Origin of the sequence: Marinomonas aquimarina, assembly GCF_900089755.1 — a bacterium.
GTDB classification, from domain to species: Bacteria; Pseudomonadota; Gammaproteobacteria; order Pseudomonadales; family Marinomonadaceae; genus Marinomonas; species Marinomonas aquimarina.
In genome coordinates this window covers 1-25,348 of record NZ_FLOC01000012.1, presented here as the reverse complement: position 1 = coordinate 25,348, position 25,348 = coordinate 1, and the positions used below count along the sequence as shown (strand labels likewise).

Sequence of the window (25,348 nt, the reverse complement as noted above, 5' to 3'; positions counted from 1 at the left end):
ACCACCCATAACCTGAAGTATTCAATCTTCCCAAAAAAAGGTCGCTTTACCCTATTTGGGGTGCCCCCTAGACTTAATCACAAGCTAGGAAACAACACAGACCAAGCTGTACAAGGGCGCTGCCAGAATTACAACGCCTTATCGAAGCAGGCTCAAAAGCCGACATCGTGGGGAACCAGTTTTAACAGATGCTTTTTCAGTCTTAGCATTGCATAGAACTGCCGATGTAAAACATTACGGAGTAAAACAATGAGTAGCCAAAAGACTACCTTAGATTTGATCAATGAGCGTAAGCCACGTCACGCACTCAGCCGCGAGCTTTACACTGAGGAAGCCGTATTCCAGCAGGACTTAGCGCAAATTTGGCATAAAGAATGGATCTTCGCTGGTCATACCTTTGAAATCGAAAAGCCTGGTGAGTACATCACGCTGCAAGTTGGTAACTACCCTGTAATCGTTGTTCGCGACGACAATGGTGCGGTGAAGGCATTCCACAATGCCTGCCGCCACCGCGGTTCACGCATTTGTAAAAATGCCAAAGGTAAGAGCGCCAAGCTGGTATGCCCATACCACAAGTGGACCTTTGGCCTAGATGGCAAGCTCTTGTTCGCTGGCAATATGGGCGACAACTTTGATGCCTCGGAACATGGCTTAAACACAGTTCACTGTGAAGTGGTCAACAGCTATATCTACGTTTGTGTGGCGGATCAGGCACCGGATTTCGAAGCCTTCCGTGAAACCATGAGTACCTTTACCACTCCCCATAACCTAGATGACTGCAAAGTGGCGTTCGAATCGAACATCATCGAAAAAGGCAACTGGAAGCTGGTGTTTGAAAACAACCGCGAATGCTATCACTGTGATGGCAGCCACCCTGAATTGCTCAACTCATTCGTTGAAAACCTATCGGTTGCTGGGGTTGGCGGTGAAGAAGACCCAGAACTGACGGCACACTGGGATAAATGTGAAGCAGCCGGCCTACCAAGCCGTCTAGTGATGGACCAAGAAGGTCAGTTCCGTATGACCCGTATTCCACTGTCAGCTAAAGCCGTCAGCTACACCATGTCCGGTGCGCCAGCGGTCAACGGCCGATTAGACACTTCCGGCGTTGAAGACATCGGTGCCTTGTTGTACTTCTTGTACCCATCGAACTGGAACCACTTCCTAGGGGATCACGCGCTGAGCTTCCGCGTTTTGCCATTAAGCTCTGGGGAGACCTTAGTAACCACCAAATGGCTGGTGCCTAAAGATGCCCAAGAAGGCGTGGATTACGATCTCGATAACCTAACCAAGGTGTGGCTCGCAACCAACGATCAAGATCGCGAGTTGGTCGAAGAAACATTCCTTGGCGTGCAGTCGCCAGCGTATGTCCCAGGGCCGTTTTCAGACATCGCTGAAAATGGTGTCTGCCAGTTCGTAGATTGGTATTGTGACATCATGAAAAAACGTTTGGCTTAATAATAGTCTTTCAAAACAGTTATTCCCTTCTTTAAATGCGGCTTAATAGCCGCATTTTTTTGCTTCACCACTCTCTTATGCCACTTTTATTTAAGAAATCATCTTATATCAGAGCACTTTAGCACCCACAAATTGATTATTGATAACTTCAGGTTAGGCATTATGCCGAAAAAAGGTTGATTGTGGAGATATTAACTTACTGAGTAACATTTCTGTCACGAGGGACTAATTCGAGCTCAAAAAACTCGTTATCTGGATCGCCCTAAAACGACATAAAAATGAGAGAAACAACATGAAATTTGAAGGTATCTACACCCCAGTCATCACCCCATTTCGTGATGACAGCTCTATCGACTTCGATGCTTATCAAGCACACGTAAATTACCTAGTTGAGTCTGGTGTACATGGCTTGATGATTGGTGGTACCACAGGGGAATACTACGTTGAAAGCCACCAGGAACGTATCGAGTTACTGGTGAAAGCTAAAGAAGTTGTGGGCGATAAAGCGCAAATCATCTTTGGCACAGGTTCTCTTGACCCAGTAGCATCTCTAAAGCTTGCTGAAGATGGTAAGAAAAACGGTGCAGATGTATTACTAGTGGCCACACCACCTTACTCACTACCAACACAACGGGAGCTATCACTGCACGCTTTGGCCATTGATCGCGCGGCCGATTTACCGATCATGCTGTACAACTACCCAGATCGTATGGGCGTCAACATGGAAGAGGAATTTCTCGACCGTGTAGGCCAATCCAAAAACTTCTGCGGCATCAAAGAAAGCTCTGGTGACATCAACCGCCTTCACATGTTGCTGCGTGACTACCCACATATCCAAACCGCCTGTGGTATGGACGACCAAGCGTTGGAATTCTTTGCTTGGGGCGCACGCAGCTGGGTCTGCGCCGGCTCTAACTTCCTGCCCAAAGAACACATCGCACTTTACCAAGCCTGTGTCCTAGAAAATGACTTTGTCAAAGGCCGTCGCATTATGTCGTCCATGCTGCCGCTGATGCGCGTACTGGAACAAGGCGGCAAATTCATTCAATCGGTGAAGTACGGTGTCACCCTAGATGGCCGCTTCGCCGGTACCGTGCGCAAACCGCTACGTGACTTGAACAAAGATGATAAGCGCCAAATGGAGCAAGTTGTACGTACTTTAAAAACATCGATTGCCAACATCCTAGGTGAAGCGCCTTCTCAAACAACCGTAAAAGCCAATAAGAAAGCAGGAGAATAAACCATGTCAAACGTACTAACTTTGCAAGAATACCAAGCGATTGCGGGTTCTTTGACACTGCCAACCATGGCTTTTATCGACGGTAAATTCCGCCCTGCTGCTTCCGGTAAAACCTTTGCCAGCAGCAACCCAGCCACCGGTGAGCACCTAGCGGATATCGCCGCCTGCGCCAAAGAAGACGTGGACTTTGCAGTTGCCAAAGCCCGTGAAGCGTTTGACGACGGTCGCTGGAGCAAGCTGCATCCGAATGAGCGTAAAGAAGTCCTGATTAAGCTGTCTAAATTGGTCCTGCGCAATCGCCACGAATTGGCGGTCATGGAAAGCCTAGACTCAGGTAAACCTATCACTGACTGCGAAAACTTGGACATCGATGAGTTCGTACACATCATGAACTGGCACGCAGAGCTGGTCGATAAAATCTACGATCAAACGGCACCCGTTGGCAGCGATGCCATCTCGATGATTGTGCGTGAACCAATTGGGGTAGTCGGCGCAGTACTGCCATGGAACTTCCCGCTGCTGATGTTGGTTTGGAAAATGGCACCAGCGCTGGCAGCAGGCTGTTCCATGGTCATCAAGCCAGCGGCACAAACCTCTTTGACCGCGCTACGCATTGCCGAACTGGCCTCTGAAGCCGGCCTGCCACGTGGTGTGCTCAACATTGTCACGGGTGGCGGAGCTGAAGTGGGTGAACCCCTAGGCCTGCATATGGACGTCGATATGGTGACCTTCACCGGTTCCACCGCCACGGGTCGTCGTTTCCTACGTTACTCAGCTGACTCAAACATGAAGAAAGTCGTGCTTGAGCTGGGTGGCAAAAACCCATGCATCGTTCTCGACGATGCTGAAAACATCGATTATGTCGCCCAACAAGTGTGTGCCGCCGCCTTCTGGAACATGGGTGAGAACTGCTCTGCGGGATCTCGTCTGATCGTCCAAGCCGGTATCAAAGAGAAGCTATTGGAGCGTGTCAAAGCCCATGCTCGCGAGTGGAAAGTCGGCAATCCGCTGGACCCACAAAATGCTTTAGGCGCGATGATCGATAAGGGTCACTTTAGCAAGGTAGCAAGCTTCCTAGATAAAGGCAGACTGGCGGGCTATGACATCTTGGTCGGCGGTGACACGCTAGAAGGGACTTACATTCAACCGACGATCTTCGACGGCGTTGCCAACACTGATGAACTGGCTCGTGAGGAGATTTTTGGTCCGATCTTATCTGTGATTACCGTCAACAGCTATGAGGAGGCTCTGCAAGTCGCCAATGATACCGAGTACGGTCTGGCCGCTTCCGTGTTCACGGCAAATGGCAAAAAAGCCATTCGTGCGGCACAAGCCATCAAAGCCGGTACGGTGACAGTGAACTGCTTTGGTGAAGGCGATGTCACGACGCCGTTTGGTGGCTACAAGCAATCAGGCTTCGGTGGCCGTGATAACTCCATCCATGCACATGACCAATACACTGAGCTGAAAACGATCTGGATCGATTTGAGCGACAGTGCTGTGGACGGTGCGATCGACTAACCATCTCGGGTCGATTGTAACGGGGCCCCTCCTTCCAAATCCATAGTTGGTAGGGGGGCGTCTTGCCATCACTTTCTATTTAGTGGGATTAAGCATGACACAGAAAAAAATTACCCGACTCCCTAAAGATCCTGGACCAGCGGCTTGGAATAGCATCATCGAACCAGATCTTGGCTTCGCCAGCGTCAGTACGGACATCGAGGCGGATTGGGTCATCGTCGGCGGTGGCTGGTCGGGGTTGGCGGCGGCACGTCGCCTAAGTCAGTTATTGCCAAGTGACGAAAGCATTGTGTTACTGGAAGCCAAGCGCCTAGGAGAGGGGCCTGCAGGCCGTAACAGCGGTTTTATGATTGATTTGCCCCATGATCTCAACTCGGACACTTATGCAGGCAACAACGATCATGACTTAAAGCAGATCAAGCTAAACCGACAGGCGATCGATTTCGCTGAATCCGCAGCGTTTGAATATGGCATGCCGAAGGCTGTCTTCAGTCGTTCAGGTAAAATCACCGCCGCAGCCACGGAACAAGGCATTCAGCACCTCGAAAGCTACAGCAAGCACCTGGTTGAAATGGGTGAAGCGTTCAAGTTTAAAAGCGCAGAGGAGATGCTCGGTATCACTGGCTCGTCTTTCTATATCAAAGGCCTGCAAACAGAAGGAGGCGCCATGGTGCAACCGGCAGCCTTTATTCGCGCCTGCGCCAACGGCCTACGCCAGCGTGTCCAGTTTTTCGAAAACTCTCCCGTAATCGAACTGAACAGTGGCACGCCCCATGTATTAAAGACACCGGCCGGAAAAGTCCGCGCGCGTAATATTATCCTCGCGGTGAATGGCCACATTCAGTCATTTGGCTTCTATCCCAAGCGCCTATTGCACGTGTTTACCTTTGCTTCCATGACGCGCAAGCTGTCTCCTAGCGAGCTGCAAGCCCTTGGTGGTCAAAGTGATTGGGGCATTTTACCCGCAGACCCGATGGGCACCACGGTACGTAAGATTTCAAATTATTCCGGCAGCGGTGATCGCCTTATCATTCGCAACTTAGCGACCCTAAACCAATCATTAGAAGCGCCTGAGACCGATATGCGGCGCGCCAAAGCCATGCAGGATCACTCCTTTAAAAACCGCTTCCCGATGCTCAAAGGTGTCGACATGGAGTACCGCTGGGGCGGCCGCTTATGTCTGTCACTCAACTCGATGCCCGCTTTTGGTGAACTTGAAGAGCGTATTTGGTCCGCTTGCTGCCAAAACGGTTTAGGCACCGTAAAAGGTACTTTATCAGGCATCGCGGCAGCAGAACTTGCGGTGTTAGGCAGCTCAGATCTATTAACGGACTTCTTAGAGCATCAAGCGCCCAGCAAGCTGCCCCCAGAACCTTTCTTGTCACTCGGCGCCAACATGACCATGCGCTGGAAACAGTGGCAAGCAGGAAAAGAGCTGTAACTGAAACAGCCCTGCTCGTTTTACCCTATGCCCTTCGGAGAACACCATGAGTGATTTCAATACATCGGATTTTCTAAATCCGATGACGACTCAAACTTGGAGTAACGGTCGCCACCTCGTTCGATGTGTCAAAGTTATCCCTGAAACCCATGATGTCACCACCTTTACGTTCAGCATGAATGAACCGGTGATGTTTTTCTTCAAACCCGGTCAATTCGTGACCCTAGAGCTGGATATTGCGGAACAGCGCGTAATGCGCTCTTACACTATTTCTAGCTCCCCATCGATCCCTTACAGTTTCTCGATTACCGTGAAACGTGTGCCCGGCGGTGTGGTGTCAAACTGGTTGCACGACAACCTAAAATCAGGCGATCAGATCGCGGTACACGGTCCCGTCGGTCACTTTAACTGCATGGACTTCCCGGCTGATAAAGTGCTGTTGTTGTCTGGCGGCGTTGGCATCACACCGGTGATGTCGATGGCACGCTGGTGGTTTAATACCGATTCTGAAGTCGACATGGTGTTTGCCCACAGTGCCCGCTCACCGAAGGACATCATCTATGCCAAAGAGCTAGAGTACATGTCCACGCGCATTGATAACTTCAAGATGCACCTGATTTGTGAGCAGACCAATATTGGCGAATCTTGGGGTGGCTATCGCGGCTACCTAAATGCTCATATGCTGCAACTGCTGGCGCCAGACTTTCTCGAGCGGGAAGTATTCTGCTGTGGCCCCGAGCCTTACATGAAAGCCGTGCGCACTATCTTGCAAGAGCTAGGCTTTGATATGTCGCGCTACCATGAAGAGTCCTTTGGTGCGACGCCTGTTAAAGATGTGGCGCTGGCCGAAAAACACGCCGACCAAGCAGAATTAGAAGATCAGGCCCCTAAAGATATGATCATGTTGCGCATCCCGGAAATGGAAGTGATGCAACAAGTGGAACTGGACGTCATTCTTAATGAAGCGGCCGCCGAAGCTGGGGTCAATATTGCCAAAGCCTGTGGCGTTGGTATTTGCGGCTCCTGTCGCGTTAAAGTCACCCATGGCCAATATGAGATGAATCACAACGGTGGTATCTCTCAAGATGAGATTGATGAAGGCTATGTGCTGTCCTGCTGTACTCGTCTAAAAAGCGACGTAGAAATCGAGCTGTAATCTCTGCTTACAAGTCATCACCGACTCCCCTGCCAAGTTAAGCTAAACTCTTTATAAAAAGAACGAAATCAATGCGTAGCTGCTCCTAGCAGCGCCTTTGATTTCGAAGGAACCCCTTGTTATGTCCTCGAATACTAAACCCCAACAATCTGAGTACGTTACCGACTACCTTGCTGGGCAAGATAATACTCAATTTAAAATCGGCCCCTTCCACATTGATATCCACTTATCTGTGTTCAGCTTTACCGCATTTCTAGTGGTGTTTCTGGTTTCATTTTGTTTAATCTTCCAAGAAACAGCCAGTAGCTTGTTTGGCACCCTACGGCCATGGTTAACGACGCAGTTTGATTGGGTGTTTGCCATCAGTATGAACATCTTTGTGGTGTTCTGTCTGTTCTTAATCGTGTCACCTTACGGCAAAATAAAACTCGGCGGCCCAGACGCCACACCGACCTATTCCCGTGTCAGTTGGATTGCCATGTTGTTTGCCGCGGGGATGGGCATTGGCTTGGTGTTTTATGGGGTGTTAGAGCCCATGCAACACACCCTATTTCCTCCCTTAGGCGACAGCGCGACGGTAAACTCGGACGGCTCGCTGGTGGCTGGTTTTGACCGCGACAGCGCTATTCAAACCGGCATGGCCGCGACCCTTTTCCACTGGGGTATTCACCCTTGGGCCGCCTATGCTGTGGTCTCCCTAGGCTTAGGCATTTTTTGTTACAACAAAGGCATGCCGATGACCATCCGCTCCGCCTTTTACCCGATTTTAGGGGAACGAGTATGGGGCTTCCCTGGCCATTGTATTGATACCTTTGCGGCACTGGCGACCCTTGCCGGTCTTGCGACCTCGCTGGGGTATGGAGCAACGCAGGCGGCGGCAGGCTTGAACTACATTTTCGGGCTAGAAGCCGATAACACCTTAATGGTGATCATCATTCTAGTCGTGACTGGCATTGCCATGTTCTCTGTCTATCGCGGTTTGGATGGCGGCGTGAAACGCTTGTCAGAGATCAATATGCTGTTGGCCCTAGCGCTGTTCCTATTTATTGTGTTTGTCGGCGCCACCACGGATATCCTCAGCACCTTCTTGTTTGGTTTAAAAGGCTATGTCACCGATCTGCCGGTGTTATCGAACTGGGTGGGGCGTGACGATACGGACTACTTCCACGGTTGGACAACACTGTACTGGGCTTGGTGGATTGCTTGGTCACCGTTTGTCGGCATGTTCATTGCCCGTGTTTCCGTGGGTCGTAGTATCCGCGAGTTTGTGCTGTGCATGTTGCTGATCCCAACTCTAGTCAGCACCGCGTGGATGGCCGCTTTTGGCGGTAATGCCTTGTCACAGATGATTGGTGGCTACATGGACGTGCAGCAGACCCTGTTAAACTGGACGCCTGAATTGTCACTGTTTGTGATGTTGAAAGAGCTGCCCTTTGCAACCTTATCGTCTGCCATGGGCATCATCTTGGTACTGGTTTTCTTCATTACTTCCTCGGACTCGGGCTCATTAGTGGTCGACACCATTTGCTCTGGTGGCATTCAAGAAACGCCTACCATGCAGCGTTTATTTTGGTGCATGTTTGAGGGCTTAATTGCCATCGCCTTGTTGCTGGGTGGCGGTCTTGGCTCACTACAGGCCTTGGCGATCGCCACGGGGTTCCCGTTTGCCATTCTATGCGTCTTAATGTGCTACTCCATTCTGCGTGGCTTACAGGATGAAAAACGTCTCTTGAGCTAATACCATGACGACAATACACACCGCCATGGCCCGAACATGCGGTGTGTATTGAAATTTCATACTGGATAGCCTCTACGTTACAGTAGCTCACTTTTCCCCTTCGGCTCTTCGGCATAATGACGACTATCGGCTTCCACGACTTCCGCGAGAGTTTCCAGCTCAGGGTCCGCATCCACCCACATTTCTGTGTTGGCCACCGATGTCATCGACAAGCCGACGTAGATCGAGCTGCCCTGCTCCTCCACACGCATCGGCGGTTTGGCCATCATGCGATACACTGCAAAAATAGCCACCCCTAAATGCGCCAGCGATAGGAAGTAAAACAAGGCATCAGGCTGGGTCCAATCCATTAAAGTGGAGGCGATAATCGGACCAATCACACCGCCGGCCCCCTGTAACAAGATCATGCCACTGCTGGCAGACAATACTTGTTCTGGGCGCAGCTGGTCATTGATGTGCGATGAGCCAAGTGAGTACAGAGGAAAGGCAAAACCACCCAGTAGAAACATCCCCGCAACCATCAAGGTAGTGTTACCAATGGCACTTGCGTAAGGCACGATCAAGGCCACAGCACAGGCAACCAGAGACACCCATAACAGTGTCAGACGACGGTCTTGGCGATCAGACATCTTGCCAATCGGCCACTGAATCAACATGCCACCGATATAACTGGCACCGACAAACAGTGAAATCTGCGCCACGTCCATACCGATCATGGTGCCGTACACCGCTGCTAAGCCCATGATGATGCCGCAACTAAAGCCGACCACAACCACTGCGGTCGCCCCGAGCGGGGCCGTGCGCACTAACCCCAGCAAGTCCAACTTCTCCGGTAAACTGATGGTTGGCGAAGGTGTGTGGACCAATAACATCGGTACCAACGCCACCGAAATCAGCACCGAGGCGATGATAAAGAGGTCATATCCAGCAGGCGGCGCCACATTCAACAACAGCTGACCAAAGGTTTGACTGGCCCAGATGACGATGACATACACCGACAATAAGCGCCCGCGGTTGTCATTGGTAGCGATGGTGTTGAGCCAACTTTCAACCACAATGTACAAGCCGGCATAGCATAGGCCGGTGCCAATACGCATCGCGATCCAGAACCAAGGCGTGACAATGGCAGACTGCATCAGAATAGTGATCGAGGCCAACGACGCCACCGCGGCAAAGACACGTATATGCCCGACATTCTTGATCCAATTAGGCACTAAAATGGAGCCAACAATAAAGCCGACGTAAAAGCCTGCCATAATATAGCCGGCCGCAGCGGTATCGAAATTTTCAATGGAGGCTCGCAGCCCAAGCAAAGAGTTTTGCAAAGCATTGGCCGTGGTGATCATGGCCAAACCGAAGATAAGACTCCAAATGGGTAACAGCGTTTGTTTAAACATAAGCGGCGCTCCATTATGACAAGCTAAAAAACCGCAAGGCCTTAACAGCGCTTGCGGTAACAAAGGGTGATTTTTGTACCCACTCACTGGGTCGCTTTAAGCGCTCTTCTCCACTTGAAGATGCGCATAACTGTCGACAAAACGTCGGAACTTGTGTTCACCACAAGTGTACGCCTTGTACTTCGCTGGGTTAGCGTCCGTCACACATGTCGGAACGGGCTCCACCACAGCATTGAAATCCATATCCAAAAAGAATGGGTATGAATAACGTTCTTTGCCACTCGTGTTGATCACACGATGGTAGGTCGAAATGTATTTGTCATTGGTGTACGTCTGTACCAAGTCACCAATGTTAACGATGAAACTGCCCTCAATCGGTGGCGCGCTGATCCATTTGCCAGCACGGTTTTTTACTTGCAAACCACCCACTGCATCTTGCGAAAGAATCGTCAAAAAGCCGTAGTCGGTGTGCTCACCAATACCGATTTTGTCCCGCGTGATCTGTCCGGTTTGGGGCGGGTAATGCAAAATGCGCTGAATTGAGATCGGCTTCTGTTGCAGCTTGTAGAAGTAATCAAACGGTAGCCCCAAGCTCAACGCAATGGCCCCAATAAGCTTATTGGCCAGCTTGAGCATCTGCGCATGGTACTCTTCCATGGTTTCTTTAAAGCCAGGAATCGATTCTGGCATCAAGTTTGGACCAAAGAAGGGAGAGACACTTTCTTCATGATGCGCGTAGTCGAAACACTCTTTAAAGTCTTGAGTGTAGTCAGGGTCGACGTTTTCGCCAAACATTGGGATATAGCCACGCAAGGTTTCGCCGCTATTTTCAATGTTTAACTTTTGCTTCTCTTCTAATGGCAAGTCAAAAAACTGCTCTGTATAGCTTTTAACTTTATCCATTAATTCTTTACTAACACCGTGGTTAACAATATAAAGAAAGCCTAAATTTTCACAAACATCACCAATTTTATTCGCAACAGAGTCCGGGTCGCTGCCATCTATTAATGTACTAACATCAACGACTGGAATACTGCTTACTTCTGTTTCTTCTGCATTTAGGTAGCTATGAAGTTCGATACTCATATGCGCTCTCCCTTTGTGTTTTTTTATGTGAGGACGAGCGCTATTATGAGAACTTTCGTTGTATGCCTGATATTAAAAATACGAACATTACTAACAATTTTTCTTCTAATCATTAATGTGTCGCATAGCTACGCTTACGAATCGCCGATGGGTGATCGCCGAACTCTTTACGAAAGCACTGCCCCATGTAGCTATGGGAAGAAAAACCACAGGCATTGGCGATTTCAGACAGCGGTAAACGTGTGTCTTCGACCAGCTTAAACACTCTCTGTAAGCGAATTTTTAAATAGTATTTATTCGGCGTTGTCGCAAAATGCTTACGAAACAGCAGCTCGAGTTGGCGCACAGAGCTGCCAATCATGTCACTGATGACCTCTATGCTGTAAGGCTCCTCAATATTGGCTTCCATGATCTCCACTGCCGCCCCTAGGGCAGGGGATCTGAGACGTAACCTAAGATGCTGATTACTCTTATTAATTTCATCAAGTGTGCGAATCTTATCGTTGTCAAAACGTACTGATATACGCTCGGTCAGCTCCGTACCAAAGTCTTTGCCGATGATGTACATCATCATATCAAGCGCTGTCATGCCACCACGACAGGTATAAATGCGATTCCCCACGGTGTATAAGCTTTCTTGTAAAGTGATGTGTGGGTACAACTCACGAAACACGTCTTCATGCTCAGACGTCACCGTGCAGGTGGTATTTTTAAGTAAGCCAGCATTGGCGAATATAAAGCTGCCACTTGAGAGGGAAGCTAAATATCCTCCTTGTATATAGTGCCGCTTCAGAATCTGATTAAATTGATCATTTTGAAACCTAGGGGCTCCTTGATAAGCACATAGACAGATTAAATCTGCCTGCTCAAACTCAGATATGTGTTTATCTGTTTGCACTTTCATACCGTTTGAGCTGGTGACGACTTTTTCATTAGGATCATCCGTCACACTGTAAACCGTATATTTATAAAGAGTATTCTGTGTTAATAAATTTGCGACACTAAAAGCTTCTACTGTCAGTGAAAATGAGGTCAAAGCAAAGCCAGGTAATAAAAAAATGGCAATATTCTTAGTCATACCTGCCTCCTTATTGGGAATAAAAATACATCTATTAAAATAAAAAAGGCCAAGGGCTAGCCCTGACCTTTTTTGTTCAGATCAACTCAATTATTTTGATGTCATACGCGCAGTTTCTAACCAGCTATCAAACTCAGCCTGGTGAGACTGGATCCATTCTTGTGCATGACGCTTGATATCCGCTTCAGAGTTCTCGCCGTTGCGCATCTTTAGGTTCTGCGCACTTTCGTCCGCAGAGCTCACCTGCACTTGCGATAAGAACGCCATCGCGGCTGGGTTTTCCATGCCGAACTCTTTGTTCACTACCGACATCACTTCATCCACTGCAAAGCCAAGGTTTTTACCTTGGTAAGACGTGATAACATCGTTATCACCGCTAGGCAGATCGGTATAAGGCGCTTCCAGCCATACCACCTCCTGATCCACTTTCAGTACACCAGCGATCCATTGTGGCACCCAAGTAAAGAACAGTACTGGCTTGCCTTCTTCGTAACGAGCAATGGTATCAGCCATCAGAGCAAAGTAAGAGCCACGGTTGTGGGTCACTGTCTTATCCAAACCATAGGCTTCAATGTGATGGTCAATGATCAGTTCACAGCCCCAACCTGGGTTACAACCGGTTAGATCCGCTTTACCATCACCATTGCTGTCAAACAGCTTGGCAATCTCAGGCTTTTTCAAATCATCCAAAGAGGTAATGCCGTACTGATCCGCAGTCTTTTTATCAATTTGGTACCCCTGCAACACCCCAGGCATGATGCTGCCCACTTTCATCATGGAACCATCGCCACCGGCTTTTTGATAGAAGGTATCGTGTAGCTTATCCCATAAGTGCACACTAAAGTCCGCATCGCCGTAGCTTAGCGCCAACATCATGGTGGCGTATTCAGATTCTTTAGGTTCTTCTACCTCATAACCTAAAGCTTCTAGACCGGCCATCGCGATTTCACCACGGAAACGCTCTTCGGCAATGGATGGAAAAATGGGCGTCACTTCCACGCCCTCACCAGGCATATTCGCGGCCGTGGCAGCAGAGCAAGCGCAGGCAACGGTTAGAGCGGCAACAGTATGTTTATAAAAGTTTGTAACAGTGTTCATAAGATTTCCTTTTGCTGGAGTATTGTTATTCTTGTGTTGCTTTTGTTTGTGGCGTCGCCACGTTTTGTTTTGCGGAACTGTCAAACCATGACAAGACCAAACCAATCGGGCCGACTTGATACCAACGCACAGCACCGCTGCTGTTGGATTGCTCACCCATAGCCTGCGTTAAACGGTCTAAAAAGATCGCCAACAGCACCAGGCCAAGACCGCCCACTGTGGCCAAGCCCATGTCCAATCGACCAATACCACGCAGTACCATTTGTCCCAGACCTTCTACCGAGATCATGGACGCAATCACCACCATCGACAGAGACAGCATCAACGTTTGGTTAACACCGGCCATGATGGTAGGCGTGGCAAGTGGCAGCTGTACCTTGACTAGCATTTGTTGCTTAGTACAACCAAAGGCACGCGCCGCTTCGATTTTATCTTCAGGAATCTGGCGAATACCCAAGTTGGTTAAACGCACCAAGGGTGGCAGCGCAAAGATAATGGTCACTAGGACGCCTGGTACGTTACCGATACCAAACAGCATCACCACAGGGACTAGGTAAACAAATGCTGGCAACGTCTGCATCGCATCCAATATTGGGCGAATGGTTTTCTCGACGCGGTCATAACGAGCACTCAAAATGCCTAGCGGCACGCCGATCACGACACAGAAAAACAGCGAGGTGATGACCAAGGATAGCGTCACCATAGACTGCTCCCAAACACCGATCAGGCCTAGCATAGTCAGCGTAATGGCACAGAAAACGCCCATGCGTGGTCCCGCGACTTGCCAGCCAAATAATGCTGACAGCAGGATACCAATCAGCGGAGGAATAAAGCTTAAGATGCTTTCAACCAGATCAAGAATCTGATCGATCGGCCAGCGCGCTGCACGGAAAAAGTCGCGGAAGTTATGCACGAGATAATTTAATACGGACTCAACCCACTCCCCCACAGGAATGGTTAAGTTTTGAAACGGGTCTAAAAAACTCACATCAATCATAATTAGGTGCCTTTTGTGTTCTCTGTTCTTATTAGTTATTTGCGAGGGTCGCTAGGATATGGTCTTTGGACAGCGTGCCTTGGTAGACACCTTTGTCGTCTAATACCGGAACCGGATAAGGAGACTCTGAAACAATCGAGATCGATTCTTTTAACGAAGTGGAGGCATTTAAACTGTATTGAGCGCTGAGTCGTTCGCTCATCAATGACGCCACGGTTGAAGATTTGCCTTGGGTAATCGGAGACACTCCGACAAATCGGCCACCATCGTCCAACAGGTAAGCAAACTGACCAGAGGCTTCCGTTAATGCCACATCGGCACTGCTCGTAGATGAAACCGTCAAAGCATCTTTTTGGGCGATGTCTTTCACTTTAATGGTTTTGGTTGCATCCACCCCTTTAAAGAACGACGCCACATAGTCGTCCGCTGGGTTGTTCATAATCTCTTGCGGTGTGCCGATTTGGACAATGCGGCCACCTTCCATGATGGCAATACGATCACCGATGCGAATCGCTTCATCCAAATCATGGGAAATAAAGACAATGGTGCGCTCTTGCTCTTTTTGTAGGCGGATCAACTCCCCCTGCATTTCATAGCGAATCAAAGGATCCAAAGCCGAGAAGGCTTCGTCCATTAACAAAATGGTTGGATCGTTAGCGAGTGCACGCGCTAAGCCGACACGCTGCTGCATACCACCTGACAATTGATCTGGACGACTGTGAGCATAACTGCCTAAGCCCACTTGCTCTAATGCCGTTAACGCACGCTGGTGACGAGTTTTCTTATCAATACCGGAGATTTCCAAACCAAACGCAGCATTTTCGATGACCGACATATGTGGCATCAGTGCAAACGACTGAAACACCATACTCATGTCCTGACGGCGAACATTTAATAGGTCTTTGTCTTTTAGGTTGGTGATGTTTTGCCCTTTCAGTTTGATGCTGCCTGAACTCGGTTCGATTAAGCGATTCAGCAGTCGTACTAAGGTAGATTTACCAGAACCAGATAGGCCCATAATGACAAAGATCTCACCACGTTTTACGGTGAAACTGGCATCGAATACCCCCACATTTTGGCCCGTTTCACTTAGCACCTGCTCTTTAGTGGCGCCGTTTCGCAGCATATCCATCGCTTGGTCGGGAGCATCTCCAAAGACTTTAAAAACGTTATTCACCTCTAGGATTTCTTGCGTGTTACTCATATGTTCCTCGTCGTATTCGTAATCTGCTGCCGCGTCGGCATGAGCTTTTTGGATTATTATTTTGGTCAAAAAGCGACTAACTCTACGGTAAGAACTTTGCCGAAAACCGTCCAATCATATATTTTCGGGGTCATTGATAACCTTAGGTAATGAATATTCGAGGCTGAGAATATAATGCCGATAACTGATGTGATGGGATTTCAGGTGAAGGAGTAGATACCAAAAAGCACCATGGAGAAGGTACTACATGGTGCTTTAGGAAACGTAACTGTGATTCTAAAAGAGACTAGCTGATGGCAACATCGGGGAGTGTTGCTTGGATCTTTTCCATCAACCAAGTACGAAAATGAACAAAGGCTTCGTTCTTTTCCAACTTGTCTGGATAGGTCAAATAGTGGCACTTTTCTTTGTAAATAATTTGCTTTTTACCCACTCTAACCAGTTTGCCTTCAGCAATCGCGCGCTCAACCAAATGATGCCAACCCAGGCTGACCCCTTGCCCAGAAATCGCCAGCTGAATCAACATGTTGTAATCGTTAGCATTGAAAATTCGCGCTTGTTTGGAGAGGTCTACTTCCATTCCCAACGAGCGTAACCAGACTTCCCAGTCCACATGTTCCGCTACCTGATAACGGCCGTAAGGGGTGAGGTTTAACAAATCCGCATTACGCAGCCCTTGCAGAGACTCAATTTCTGGATGCTTTTGCAGATACTCAGGACTGCAAACTGGATAAACAATGTCATGGAAGAGAGGTACTGAGTGGTAGCCTTCTCTTGGATCATTGATCTTACTAATCAATAAATCAGGCGTTACACCGGGGTCGCCTGAACTGGCACTGAGCAGGTTACTGGTGGAGATCACGCTGACATGAACATCCGGGTTATCTTGTAAATACTGGCCTAGATGCAAGGACAACCAGAAGGAAGAAAAGGCCGGCGAACAACAGACACTCAACTCTTGCTTTACTTGCTGATTGTTCTGAATCCGCTGCGCCGCTTGGGCAATGTTAACAAAGGACAAGTAAGCCGCATCGTAAAACATGGTCCCTGCTTCTGTGAGTTCAACCGTCCTGCCAGATCGAACAAAGAGATCCACACCAAGAGACGCTTCAAGCTCACGTATTTGGCGGCTAATCGCGGCTTGTGTGACACATAGAGACTCCGCCGCGCGCGTGAAGTTTTGATATTTTGCCGCGGCAACAAACGACTTCACCGCTCGTAAAGACGGCATTTTGACGAGAATCTGATCGGGTTCAATGTGGTTTGCCATAAGACATTCCTTCGATTCTTTGCTCAAACAGGACAGAGAGGTTTGTGAGATAGCAAGCCCCACAAATCAAGGACAAGGGCATGAGATTAACTAATATGCGCCTTAAAATATATATAATTCAAGTAATTACCCGCGAGTTCGTGAAATGTCACGACGTCTTAGAGAAAAATATTCAATCCCCATACCCTCTACTATAACTGTAGCACCCTTCCTTTGATCCTGAGCAATCGCTGCCTAGCTTGTTTAATCATCCGGCTCTAAACTCAATATAACCAAATACCCATTTTTTCCTTATCTCTTATATCTAATAATGCTAATATTGTTTTATCTAATTTTACCTTTCCTTTTTTGAGATTGAGATCAACATGACTTTGCCAAAGCCTCTCGTACTTGCTCTCGCTGCAGTCCCATTCACAGCACACGCCACCAATGGTTACTTTATTCACGGCACCAGTATTCAAGCCCAAGGCATGGCCGGCGTCAGCATTGCCCTAGCCCATGACAGTGTCCAATCAGCAAGCAATCCTGCGTCTTTGATTAAAGTTGGCGATCAGCTAACACTGGGCAGCAGCTGGTTTAAACCAGAGCGTAGCTCGACCATCGAAGGCAATGGTTACGGCATGGACGGCGACTATGATGGCAATGAAGACCAGGCTTTTTGGATCCCTCAAGCGGGATTTTCACGTGCTTACTCACCTAAGATTGCCTACGGCGTAGCGGTCTATGCTAACGGTGGTATGAATACTAATTACCGCAACAACCCATTTGCATCAGTGGGGGCCTCTGGCAATGCTGGGGTCGACCTCAATCAGCTGTTTATTACCGGCTCTGTTGCCTACCAAGTAACACCGAAGCACAGCGTTGGCTTTGGTATCACGCATTTGTATCAACGCTTTAAAGCAGAAGGCATTCAAAACTTTGCGCAAATGAGCCAAGAGCCGGATGCCGTGAGCAATAATGATTACGATAATGCGACTGGCTGGGGCGTACGTTTTGGCTGGCAAGGACAGGTTTCTGAAACGCTCACACTAGGCGCCACTTGGTCTTCCAAGATCGATACCGAAGATTTCACTCAATATCGTGGTCTGTTTGCTGAGCGCGGTGGCTTTGAAGTACCGGAAAGCTATGGCTTAGGCTTTGCCTGGCAAGTGGACCCTGCGTGGACGTTGGCGGGGGACTGGGAACATATCGACTACAGCGCCATTCGTTCAATTAATAACCCACTGGCGATGTCGCTAGGCAGTGATGACGGCGCAGGATTCGGCTGGCAGGATATGGACGTTTATAAGCTTGGCATCATCTTTGAGGCATCACCTCAGCTCACCTTGCGCGCTGGCTACAGCCATGCCAAGCAACCAATTCCGGCGAGCCAAACCTTCTTCAATATTCTGGCCCCTGGGGTGATCGAAGATCATGTCAGCATCGGTGGCACCTGGCACATTAGTGATCTTCATAGCCTGACAGCTTCCTATACCCATGCTTTAGAAAATACTGTGTACGGTAATCAATCGATTCCACAAGCGTTCGGTGGCGGTGAAGCGAACCTCACCATGGACCAGAACATTGTGGGTATTTCTTGGAATATCAACTTCTAAGCAGCGGCTGTCTCGTATAACAACAGCCATACCAATACCGCTATGGCTGTTGCTTTGACAAACTTATTCTGAACCGAGCTTGTACTTTAGGTAGGCGGCAATGGCATAGGCTTGTGCTGGCGTTAGCTGTGAAAAGGTGGGCATGCTGGGCTTATCTTGGTGCCCAACTCGAATCAAATCAGAAACCTCATTGACGCTATACTGCGTATCTCGATTGCGCGGTATGCCTGCTAGAAATTGGCCATTACCACTCTCTTTGTGGCAGCTGGCGCAATACATGGAATACAGCTCATTACCATTTTGCACGTCCGTTGTGGCTTGTTTTTTATCTGTACAGCCGAATAATCCCAGCAGCAGCACAGTTAATAAAACTTTGCCCATAGGATAACCTTATCTGTTTTCTTCCCCTTACATCATATTCTGCTTAAGTACAGCGACGTACGATGATTGTGTATGAGTCTGTAAGAAAACGCAGCTAAGTGTAGCGTTTAGTAAGCAACTCCTAGGGATAACTCATTGGCCAATATGAGAATTATTGGTTTGAGGCAGACGAGATATAAAAATTTTGCTCTGCAAATTGATTCTTAAAATCGATTATTTTCGGCAGTTCCTGCTTAAATAAACGCACCAGCTCGGGATCAAAGTGCTTGCCAGCTTCCTCTTCCAAAAGATGGACAGCCTCTTCTACTGACCAAGCAGCTTTGTAAGGGCGCTCGCTGGTCAAGGCGTCAAATACATCCGCGACCGCAGCAATGCGTCCCTCTAACGGGATTTCTTCGCCCTTTAATCCTTTCGGATAGCCACTGCCATCCCACTTTTCATGGTGGGTAATAGCAATCGAGTGAGCCAAAGCGACCAGTTGAGACTGCGGGTTCGATAAAATATCAGCGCCAATTTGAGCATGGGCTTTCATTTGTTGGAACTCACCTTCATCCAGTCGGCCAGGCTTCAGCAAAATGTTATCCGGAATGGCAATTTTACCAAGATCATGCATTTGCGCGGCCAAGAGCAGCTCATTAGCCGCTTCTTCGTCAATGCCTGCCGCGAGTGCTAGCACATAGGAATAATGGCTCATACGCTGCACATGCATGCCGGTTTCATTGTCTTTGTACTCAGCTGCGCGACCTAAACGCTGAATCAAATCTACCTGCGTTTCTTTTAGCACATCAGCCTGCACCAGAGATAAGTGAGTCTTCACTCGCGCCCTAACAATAACCGGTACGATAGGCTTGGTGATGTAATCCACTGCCCCGAGGTTAAAGCCGGTTTCTTCGTCGATGGTATCTTTTAGGGCGGTAACGAAAATCACCGGAATACGCGCCGTATGAGGGCGTGCTTTAATCTGTTCACACACTTCAAAGCCGGTCATGTCTGGCATCATAATATCCAGCAAAATCAGGTCAATGTGCTCTTTTTCAAGTAACGCCAAGGCATCTGCCCCCGAGCGAGCAAACGACAAACGGTAGCTGTCTTGTAGCACCTGACGCAACACTTTTAGATTAGCTGGCTCATCGTCCACAATCAGGATGCGAGGAAGCGCTTTTGTTAGTAATGACATAGTTTCTTCCTTTACTGATGGAGGGCGGTACGCGCCTGCTTAATAAGTGCCACCGCATCCTTGAATTCAAATTCATCGATCGCTTGCGTCGCTTGATAGACAAGAGGAGCGATATCACTGCGCGCACCATTCACTATTTGCTGCGATAGCTCATCATCTAGCTCGCCAGAATCGGTGATGCCCAGCCACTCAGTTAATAATTCAATTAACCTCTGATCGCTCAGTTTACCGGCTTCGTCTTGCTCGTCAGAGACCGCTTGTAAATCAGATTCTAAAGCTTGGATATCCGTCTCTAATTCGAGCCATACCGTCTCGATATGCTTTAAGGTTGCTTCAATATCGTCTAGGCGTTGGCCATCACAGGCTTTTTCTAGGGTGATAAAATGCTGATATAGAGGGGCTAGAGCTAAATTCCCGGTCAAGCCTTTGAGAGCGTGAGCTCGCTCGCTTAATAGGTCCAGCGCTTGATCATTCAAATAGTTCTGTAGAGTCGCCACCAGGGCTTGGTGCTTGTGATAGAACTTCACCAATTCCGAAGCATACACAGCATAATCGCCCCACAGCTCTAGTCCTTTTTGCAAATTTACGACCGACAGGGTATGACCCTCACTGGCGTAGCTAGGCGTACTCTGAGTCAGCACTTCCGCTTCTAGCTCTAACACGCGAGCGATTTCTTGGCTTAAGGCTGGGAGATCGACGGGTTTGTTAGCAAAACCACTCATACCGGCTTCTTGCGCCTGCAAACGGTCCTCTAGCAAGACACTGGCGGTCAACGCGATGACGGGAGTTGTCTGTAACCCGCTACTCTGCTCATACTCACGAATGGCTTGGCATGCACCGAGGCCATCCAATCTTGGCATTTGAATGTCCATCAGAACGACGTCTGGATACAACGTCTTAAATTGCTCAACAGCTTCCACACCATCATTGGCCAATAATATGGTGTGTCCTTGTTTACCCAACAGGATCTGTAGCAAGGTCAGATTTTCTTCAATATCGTCCGCCACTAAGATTCTAAGTGGCGGCAGCTTTAACATCTGCTGCGTGTCGATAACTAACTCAGCGTCCGAGGCCGGTAGAGGAATATCAAAGTAGAAGCAGCTGCCCTCACCCAGTTGGCTTTCGAGATAAATCTCACCTCCCATCAGCTCAACCAACTGCTTGGAAATCGTCGTTCCTAGCCCAGTACCACCAAAGCGTCGGCTCATTGAGGCATCCGCCTGCGTAAAGGCCTCAAAAATGCTGTTAATGCGATCTTCAGCAATACCAATGCCGCTATCTTGCACTTTAAAGCGCACCCAATCGGGGCGCTCAGAGATCGGCAGTACCTGTAAGGAAACGCTCCCCTGCTCGGTAAACTTAATGCCGTTGCCGACCAAATTCATCAGGATTTGGCGAATGCGATCTTCTGCGCCATTGACCACGTTTGGCAATTCATCGCTGATCTCAAACTCCAAAGATAAGCCTTTATTCTTCGCTTGCAGCCATAGGGTAGAAATAACGGTGTCCACACAGCTGTTGAGACGGAAAGGTACCAACTCTAAATCCAGCTTGTTTTTATCCAATTTGGCACTGTCGAGAATATCGTTCAGCAAGTGCAATAAGGATTGCGCTGATTGGTTGATGGTCTGCAGGTGACGACGCGTGTCCGCTGGTAACGAGGCATCCAATAAAATACTGCTAAAACCAATAATCGAATTCATCGGCGTGCGGATTTCATGGCTCATATTGGCTAAGAAAGAGGCTTTGGCTTCGGCGGCATATTCTGCCTTAGACTTGGCGTCACGCAACTCCTCTTCCATGTTTTTGCGTGCAGTGATATCAAGCATAACGCCATCAAGCCATTTGGCGTTGCCTTGCGCATCGTAAACAATGGTACCGCTTTCCAGTACCCAAATAATTTGGCCATTCTTATGGGTCACACGGTATTCGAGTTCATATTTATCTTGTTTCCCAATGGCTTCTTCAAAGAATGCGATCACCCGTTCTTGATCTTCAGGATGTAGCCAAGAGCCAAAACTTAGGCGTCCCTCTAAATACTCTTCCGCTGGATAGCCATTTAGTTTCTCAATCGCTTCCGACAAAAACAGTGGCGTCCAGTTGTCATCAAGCAAACAACGAAATGACACCCCAGGAATATTGCGAATCAGGGAACTTAAGCGCTCTTCACTCTTGGATATGCGCTCTTCCATTTCTTTGCGTTCAGAGATATCCGATGCAAAGCCCACGTACAGTAAGTCACCGTTTGGTAGGTTAATTCGACCAATGCCAAGCTCGATGGGAAAAGTGCGACCGCTTTTACAGCGTGCCATCAGTTCACGATTGAGACCCACAATACTGTGCTGTGGCTTCTCAAAATACTCGACTAGAAAGCCGTCATAGTCATCGTCATCTTGATCCGGAAATAAGGCGGCGACGGACTGCCCAGTAATTTCTGGCTCTTGCCAACCAAAAATCGCTTGTGCCGCAGCATTAAAGCCTTCAATTTCACCTTTGGCATTAATGGTGATGACCGCGTCCGTTGCGGTGTCTAATATTGCTTGAGTACGCGCTTCACTCGCGGTTTTTTCCATCAATAGCTGGCGATAACGCAGCTGAGAGCTCACGTTTACGGCTAAGATAAATACCAGAAACGCAAAAATCGAAACGGAGTAGCCCAACAAATAATTATTATGCTGGAGAACGGGCTGCGTGATAGAGGGGGCCTCTGCAATAAAGTAGGCGGCCGACATACCTGTATAGTGCATCCCTGAAATGGCTAAGCCCATGATGCTTGCAATAATCAGTTTGATACGGATGGTAGGCATAGTCGGAAAAGATAACTTCATGGCTCGGCGTGCCAATAACGCAACACATGCCAGAATCACCGCCACAAAAATCGACAACACAAATATATAAGGGTTGTACTTCAGGGTGAGTGGCATCTCCATCGCAGCCATACCGATGTAATGCATGCCGCCAATACCAGCCCCAACAATGATGCCATTTCTAACGGTCAGACCAAGTGACAGCGTATCTTTCTCTTGGACGTATATCAGTGAACGTAGGACGATATTACTAGCAATGATGGCAGGCACCAGTGACAGCACGGTGAGCCCTATGTCATAGCTGTGATGATAAGGCATATCAAACGCAAGCATGCCGACAAAGTGCATACTCCAAATACCGCCCGCTAGAATACTAGAACCTGTAACGGTGGCAATGTGGCGATATTTAGAAATCACAATGTGGCGCGCAGTTTCCGCAAGACGTAACGCGAAGAAAGATGCACTGCTTGCGACGATAATAGACAGCACCACTAATAGGGGGTCATACTGCCCAATCACAAGACGAGATGGATCAACATTGGTGACAAATAACGTATCTAGCCAGTTCATATAAAGCTCTGCAAGTTCGCATGGTTTGGTGCCTATTCTACCCTGCTTGGCACTGCGCTACTCTATCAGCCTGCTGTTTATATGACAGTTAAGATACGTAATTATCTGTTATTCCTTACTGTGCATATTATGTTTATTGAGCAAGGAGCCCATATGCCGCGTAACTTTCTCAAAGCGTCTTTTCTGCAGCAACACACACGCGATATTCTGAACTTCTACGAACCGGTTGTGCTGGACGATCAGGGTGGCTTTTTTCAGAATTTCTTAGACGATGGCCGCGTCTTTGATCATCAGTCGAGGCACCTAGTTTCCTCTACTCGCTTTATCTTTAACTACGCCGAAGCCTATCGTCGTGGCTATGGTGAGCATTACGCTGACTGGGCAAGACATGGTTTAAAACACTTAGAAAAGCAACATTATTTAAGTCACACCGAACACTATGCCTGGCAGTTAGGTGAGAGCATTGATAAAACGGCCATGGCCTATGGGCAAGCTTTTGTTGTACTCGCCTATGCTCACGCACACTTAGCGGGGATCTGCGACGCTAAAGAGAAGCTCCTTAAGCACTTTCATTGGCTAGAAAAACACTTCTATCAAGACACGTACCAAGCTTACGCAGACGAGCGCTCAGGAGACCTGAAAACCTTGGATGCCTATCGCGGCCAAAATGCCAATATGCATCTTTGCGAAGCCTTTATTGCCGCTTATCGAGCTACCGCGGATGAACGCTTTCTGAAACGCGCAAAACAGCTAGCGAAACGCTTTTCAGGCGAACTCTGCGACCTCGCTGGCGGTTTGATTTGGGAGCATTACGATGAAAATTGGCAGCCGGATTGGCACTACAATATTGATAAGCCAGATGATTTGTTCAAACCTTGGGGCTTTCAACCAGGCCACCAGGTCGAGTGGACGAAGTTACTGCTTCAACTCCATCAACTCAGCCCTGAACCTTGGTACGTGGAACGTGCTAAATCATTATTTGATCAAGCAATTGCCAAAGGCTGGGATCAAGAGTTCGGCGGTTTAGTCTATGGCTTTACACCAAAAACAGGCGCGTTCGCCGATGCGCAGAAATACTTCTGGGTACAGGCAGAAGCCATCGCGGCGGCCTATCGCTTATTCAAGGCGACAGAGGACGATGCTTACTTAAACTGGTACAACAAACTTTGGCAATACAGCTGGGACCATTTAATTGATCACCAACACGGTGCCTGGTACCGACTTGTCGCCCGCGATGGTAGCAAAATCACCGATGAAAAATCCCCAATGGGTAAAGTGGATTACCACACCTTAGGCGCTTGCTGGGATGTACTGGATATGATGAGTTTGTGATATCGCGTGTTCCTTCCCCCTTTTTAAGGAGAAGGTTGGGATGAAATACAAACCTAAATCGCTGTCAGGAGACAGCTCGTACGACCCGGCTCCGTCCGGGTACGGGATTGCTTTGATCGCGGGGTACAACCCGCTCGTACGACCCGACTCCGTTCGGGGAGCAAAGGCTTTATCATGGGTAATTTCCTTCGCACAGCGAAGTCCTACAAAGCCAACACCGCATTGTAGGACCGCGATTCCCGCGGGAAGGGTTCTGTTCTGGCGGGCCAGATGACCTTTCCTATGTCCCAAACGTAAAAAAGCCCTGACAGCGTTAGCTATCAGGGCTTCTTAATTAAAAGCTTGACGACGACCTACTCTCACATGGGATCTCCCACACTACCATCGGCGATGGCGCTTTTCACTTCTGAGTTCGGGATGGGATCAGGTGGTTCAACGCCTCTATGATCGTCAAGCAAACGGGTTTGCGTTCGTTCTGATGTTGTGATCAAAACACGCAAGTTCGTAAACTTGAGTCTTTAACAATTAGACTTTGAAATAGTCGATAACCAAGGTCAAACCGTTGGTTTGTATCGTAAATTCTTTGTAGTTCGATTAAGTTTTCTTCTTAATCTAGCTTTAGCACGACCTCCATGGATGGAGGAAGTACTGGAAGTTGTCTGGAACAACTTCAGTAAAACCACTTTGGTGTTATATGGTCAAGCCTCACGAGCAATTAGTATTGGTTAGCTCAACGCCTCACAACGCTTACACACCCAACCTATCAACGTCCTAGTCTCGAACGGCTCTTTAGGGCACTTTA

Annotated in this window: 18 protein-coding genes and 2 rRNA genes; 8 read left to right on the top strand and 12 right to left on the bottom strand. The window is 48.5% G+C overall.

Features of this window, described 5'->3' with window-relative positions; translation table 11 throughout:
• Window positions 1-249: 249 nt before the first annotated feature.
• The 6 genes from MAQ5080_RS10775 (at window position 250) to MAQ5080_RS10750 (ending at window position 8,554) form a co-directional block, all read left to right on the top strand.
• On the top strand, window positions 250-1,458 hold the full coding sequence (locus tag MAQ5080_RS10775; RefSeq protein WP_067210142.1) for an aromatic ring-hydroxylating oxygenase subunit alpha: 1,209 nt from the start codon (window positions 250-252) through the stop codon (window positions 1,456-1,458).
• Window positions 1,459-1,750: 292 nt separating this feature from the next.
• Window positions 1,751-2,698, top strand: coding sequence for a dihydrodipicolinate synthase family protein (locus MAQ5080_RS10770; RefSeq protein ID WP_067210145.1), 948 nt, complete (start codon window positions 1,751-1,753; stop codon window positions 2,696-2,698).
• A gap of 3 nt (window positions 2,699-2,701) precedes the next feature.
• Window positions 2,702-4,219, top strand: coding sequence for an aldehyde dehydrogenase (locus MAQ5080_RS10765; protein WP_067210148.1), 1,518 nt, complete (start codon window positions 2,702-2,704; stop codon window positions 4,217-4,219).
• 94 nt (window positions 4,220-4,313) lie between these two features.
• Complete coding sequence (locus MAQ5080_RS10760; RefSeq protein WP_067210150.1) at window positions 4,314-5,660, top strand: NAD(P)/FAD-dependent oxidoreductase; 1,347 nt, start codon at window positions 4,314-4,316, stop codon at window positions 5,658-5,660.
• Window positions 5,661-5,706: 46 nt separating this feature from the next.
• The gene (gbcB, locus tag MAQ5080_RS10755) at window positions 5,707-6,816 is read left to right on the top strand and encodes a glycine betaine monooxygenase reductase subunit (RefSeq protein ID WP_067210153.1); all 1,110 of its coding nucleotides are present in this window, start codon (window positions 5,707-5,709) and stop codon (window positions 6,814-6,816) included.
• Window positions 6,817-6,937: 121 nt separating this feature from the next.
• Window positions 6,938-8,554, top strand: coding sequence for a BCCT family transporter (locus tag MAQ5080_RS10750; protein ID WP_067210155.1), 1,617 nt, complete (start codon window positions 6,938-6,940; stop codon window positions 8,552-8,554).
• 77 nt (window positions 8,555-8,631) lie between these two features.
• On the opposite strand, the gene MAQ5080_RS10745 is transcribed toward MAQ5080_RS10750, so the two are convergent.
• The 7 genes from MAQ5080_RS10745 to MAQ5080_RS10715 form a co-directional block, all read right to left on the bottom strand.
• Complete coding sequence (locus MAQ5080_RS10745; protein ID WP_067210158.1) at window positions 8,632-9,951, bottom strand: MFS transporter; 1,320 nt, start codon at window positions 9,949-9,951, stop codon at window positions 8,632-8,634.
• A gap of 96 nt (window positions 9,952-10,047) precedes the next feature.
• A complete protein-coding gene (locus MAQ5080_RS10740; RefSeq protein WP_067210160.1) occupies window positions 10,048-11,037 on the bottom strand; it encodes an isopenicillin N synthase family dioxygenase in 990 nt (329 codons plus the stop codon).
• A 112-nt stretch (window positions 11,038-11,149) separates the two neighbouring features.
• Window positions 11,150-12,115, bottom strand: coding sequence for a GlxA family transcriptional regulator (locus MAQ5080_RS10735; RefSeq protein WP_067210163.1), 966 nt, complete (start codon window positions 12,113-12,115; stop codon window positions 11,150-11,152).
• Between the two features lie 90 nt (window positions 12,116-12,205).
• Window positions 12,206-13,213, bottom strand: a complete 1,008-nt coding sequence (gene proX, locus MAQ5080_RS10730) for a glycine betaine/L-proline ABC transporter substrate-binding protein ProX (protein WP_067210165.1) — start codon at window positions 13,211-13,213, stop codon at window positions 12,206-12,208.
• Window positions 13,214-13,238: 25 nt separating this feature from the next.
• Complete coding sequence (gene proW / locus MAQ5080_RS10725) at window positions 13,239-14,210, bottom strand: glycine betaine/L-proline ABC transporter permease ProW (RefSeq protein ID WP_067210168.1); 972 nt, start codon at window positions 14,208-14,210, stop codon at window positions 13,239-13,241.
• A 31-nt stretch (window positions 14,211-14,241) separates the two neighbouring features.
• The gene (gene proV / locus MAQ5080_RS10720; RefSeq protein ID WP_067210172.1) at window positions 14,242-15,414 is read right to left on the bottom strand and encodes a glycine betaine/L-proline ABC transporter ATP-binding protein ProV; all 1,173 of its coding nucleotides are present in this window, start codon (window positions 15,412-15,414) and stop codon (window positions 14,242-14,244) included.
• A 286-nt stretch (window positions 15,415-15,700) separates the two neighbouring features.
• Entirely contained in the window at window positions 15,701-16,684 is a 984-nt protein-coding gene (locus MAQ5080_RS10715; protein WP_067210175.1) for a LysR family transcriptional regulator, read from the bottom strand.
• Between the two features lie 365 nt (window positions 16,685-17,049).
• On the opposite strand from MAQ5080_RS10715, the gene MAQ5080_RS10710 reads away from it, so the two are divergent.
• Window positions 17,050-18,279, top strand: a complete 1,230-nt coding sequence (locus MAQ5080_RS10710; protein ID WP_067210179.1) for an OmpP1/FadL family transporter — start codon at window positions 17,050-17,052, stop codon at window positions 18,277-18,279.
• A gap of 63 nt (window positions 18,280-18,342) precedes the next feature.
• Here the strand turns inward: MAQ5080_RS10710 and MAQ5080_RS10705 are convergent, their stop codons facing one another.
• From MAQ5080_RS10705 to MAQ5080_RS10695, 3 genes are all read right to left on the bottom strand, one after another.
• A complete protein-coding gene (locus MAQ5080_RS10705; protein WP_067210182.1) occupies window positions 18,343-18,660 on the bottom strand; it encodes a c-type cytochrome in 318 nt (105 codons plus the stop codon).
• A 151-nt stretch (window positions 18,661-18,811) separates the two neighbouring features.
• Window positions 18,812-19,837, bottom strand: coding sequence for an HD-GYP domain-containing protein (locus MAQ5080_RS10700; RefSeq protein ID WP_067210184.1), 1,026 nt, complete (start codon window positions 19,835-19,837; stop codon window positions 18,812-18,814).
• A gap of 11 nt (window positions 19,838-19,848) precedes the next feature.
• The gene (locus MAQ5080_RS10695) at window positions 19,849-23,214 is read right to left on the bottom strand and encodes an MHYT domain-containing protein (RefSeq protein ID WP_067210187.1); all 3,366 of its coding nucleotides are present in this window, start codon (window positions 23,212-23,214) and stop codon (window positions 19,849-19,851) included.
• Between the two features lie 153 nt (window positions 23,215-23,367).
• On the opposite strand from MAQ5080_RS10695, the gene MAQ5080_RS10690 reads away from it, so the two are divergent.
• Window positions 23,368-24,546, top strand: a complete 1,179-nt coding sequence (locus MAQ5080_RS10690; protein ID WP_067210190.1) for an AGE family epimerase/isomerase — start codon at window positions 23,368-23,370, stop codon at window positions 24,544-24,546.
• Window positions 24,547-24,886: 340 nt separating this feature from the next.
• On the opposite strand, the gene rrf is transcribed toward MAQ5080_RS10690, so the two are convergent.
• Both rrf and MAQ5080_RS10680 read right to left on the bottom strand, forming a co-directional pair.
• A 5S ribosomal RNA gene (rrf, locus tag MAQ5080_RS10685) occupies window positions 24,887-25,001 on the bottom strand.
• 239 nt (window positions 25,002-25,240) lie between these two features.
• Window positions 25,241-25,348: ribosomal RNA gene (locus MAQ5080_RS10680) — 23S ribosomal RNA — on the bottom strand; the annotation flags it as partial.

Coding starts and splice junctions, on each gene's coding strand:
- MAQ5080_RS10775 (WP_067210142.1), top strand. CDS start 250: ATGAGTAGCCAAAAGACTACCTTAGATTTGATCAATGAGCGTAAGCCA.
- MAQ5080_RS10770 (WP_067210145.1), top strand. CDS start 1,751: ATGAAATTTGAAGGTATCTACACCCCAGTCATCACCCCATTTCGTGAT.
- MAQ5080_RS10765 (WP_067210148.1), top strand. CDS start 2,702: ATGTCAAACGTACTAACTTTGCAAGAATACCAAGCGATTGCGGGTTCT.
- MAQ5080_RS10760 (WP_067210150.1), top strand. CDS start 4,314: ATGACACAGAAAAAAATTACCCGACTCCCTAAAGATCCTGGACCAGCG.
- gbcB (WP_067210153.1), top strand. CDS start 5,707: ATGAGTGATTTCAATACATCGGATTTTCTAAATCCGATGACGACTCAA.
- MAQ5080_RS10750 (WP_067210155.1), top strand. CDS start 6,938: ATGTCCTCGAATACTAAACCCCAACAATCTGAGTACGTTACCGACTAC.
- MAQ5080_RS10745 (WP_067210158.1), bottom strand. CDS start 9,951: ATGTTTAAACAAACGCTGTTACCCATTTGGAGTCTTATCTTCGGTTTG.
- MAQ5080_RS10740 (WP_067210160.1), bottom strand. CDS start 11,037: ATGAGTATCGAACTTCATAGCTACCTAAATGCAGAAGAAACAGAAGTA.
- MAQ5080_RS10735 (WP_067210163.1), bottom strand. CDS start 12,115: ATGACTAAGAATATTGCCATTTTTTTATTACCTGGCTTTGCTTTGACC.
- proX (WP_067210165.1), bottom strand. CDS start 13,213: ATGAACACTGTTACAAACTTTTATAAACATACTGTTGCCGCTCTAACC.
- proW (WP_067210168.1), bottom strand. CDS start 14,210: ATGATTGATGTGAGTTTTTTAGACCCGTTTCAAAACTTAACCATTCCT.
- proV (WP_067210172.1), bottom strand. CDS start 15,414: ATGAGTAACACGCAAGAAATCCTAGAGGTGAATAACGTTTTTAAAGTC.
- MAQ5080_RS10715 (WP_067210175.1), bottom strand. CDS start 16,684: ATGGCAAACCACATTGAACCCGATCAGATTCTCGTCAAAATGCCGTCT.
- MAQ5080_RS10710 (WP_067210179.1), top strand. CDS start 17,050: ATGACTTTGCCAAAGCCTCTCGTACTTGCTCTCGCTGCAGTCCCATTC.
- MAQ5080_RS10705 (WP_067210182.1), bottom strand. CDS start 18,660: ATGGGCAAAGTTTTATTAACTGTGCTGCTGCTGGGATTATTCGGCTGT.
- MAQ5080_RS10700 (WP_067210184.1), bottom strand. CDS start 19,837: ATGTCATTACTAACAAAAGCGCTTCCTCGCATCCTGATTGTGGACGAT.
- MAQ5080_RS10695 (WP_067210187.1), bottom strand. CDS start 23,214: ATGAACTGGCTAGATACGTTATTTGTCACCAATGTTGATCCATCTCGT.
- MAQ5080_RS10690 (WP_067210190.1), top strand. CDS start 23,368: ATGCCGCGTAACTTTCTCAAAGCGTCTTTTCTGCAGCAACACACACGC.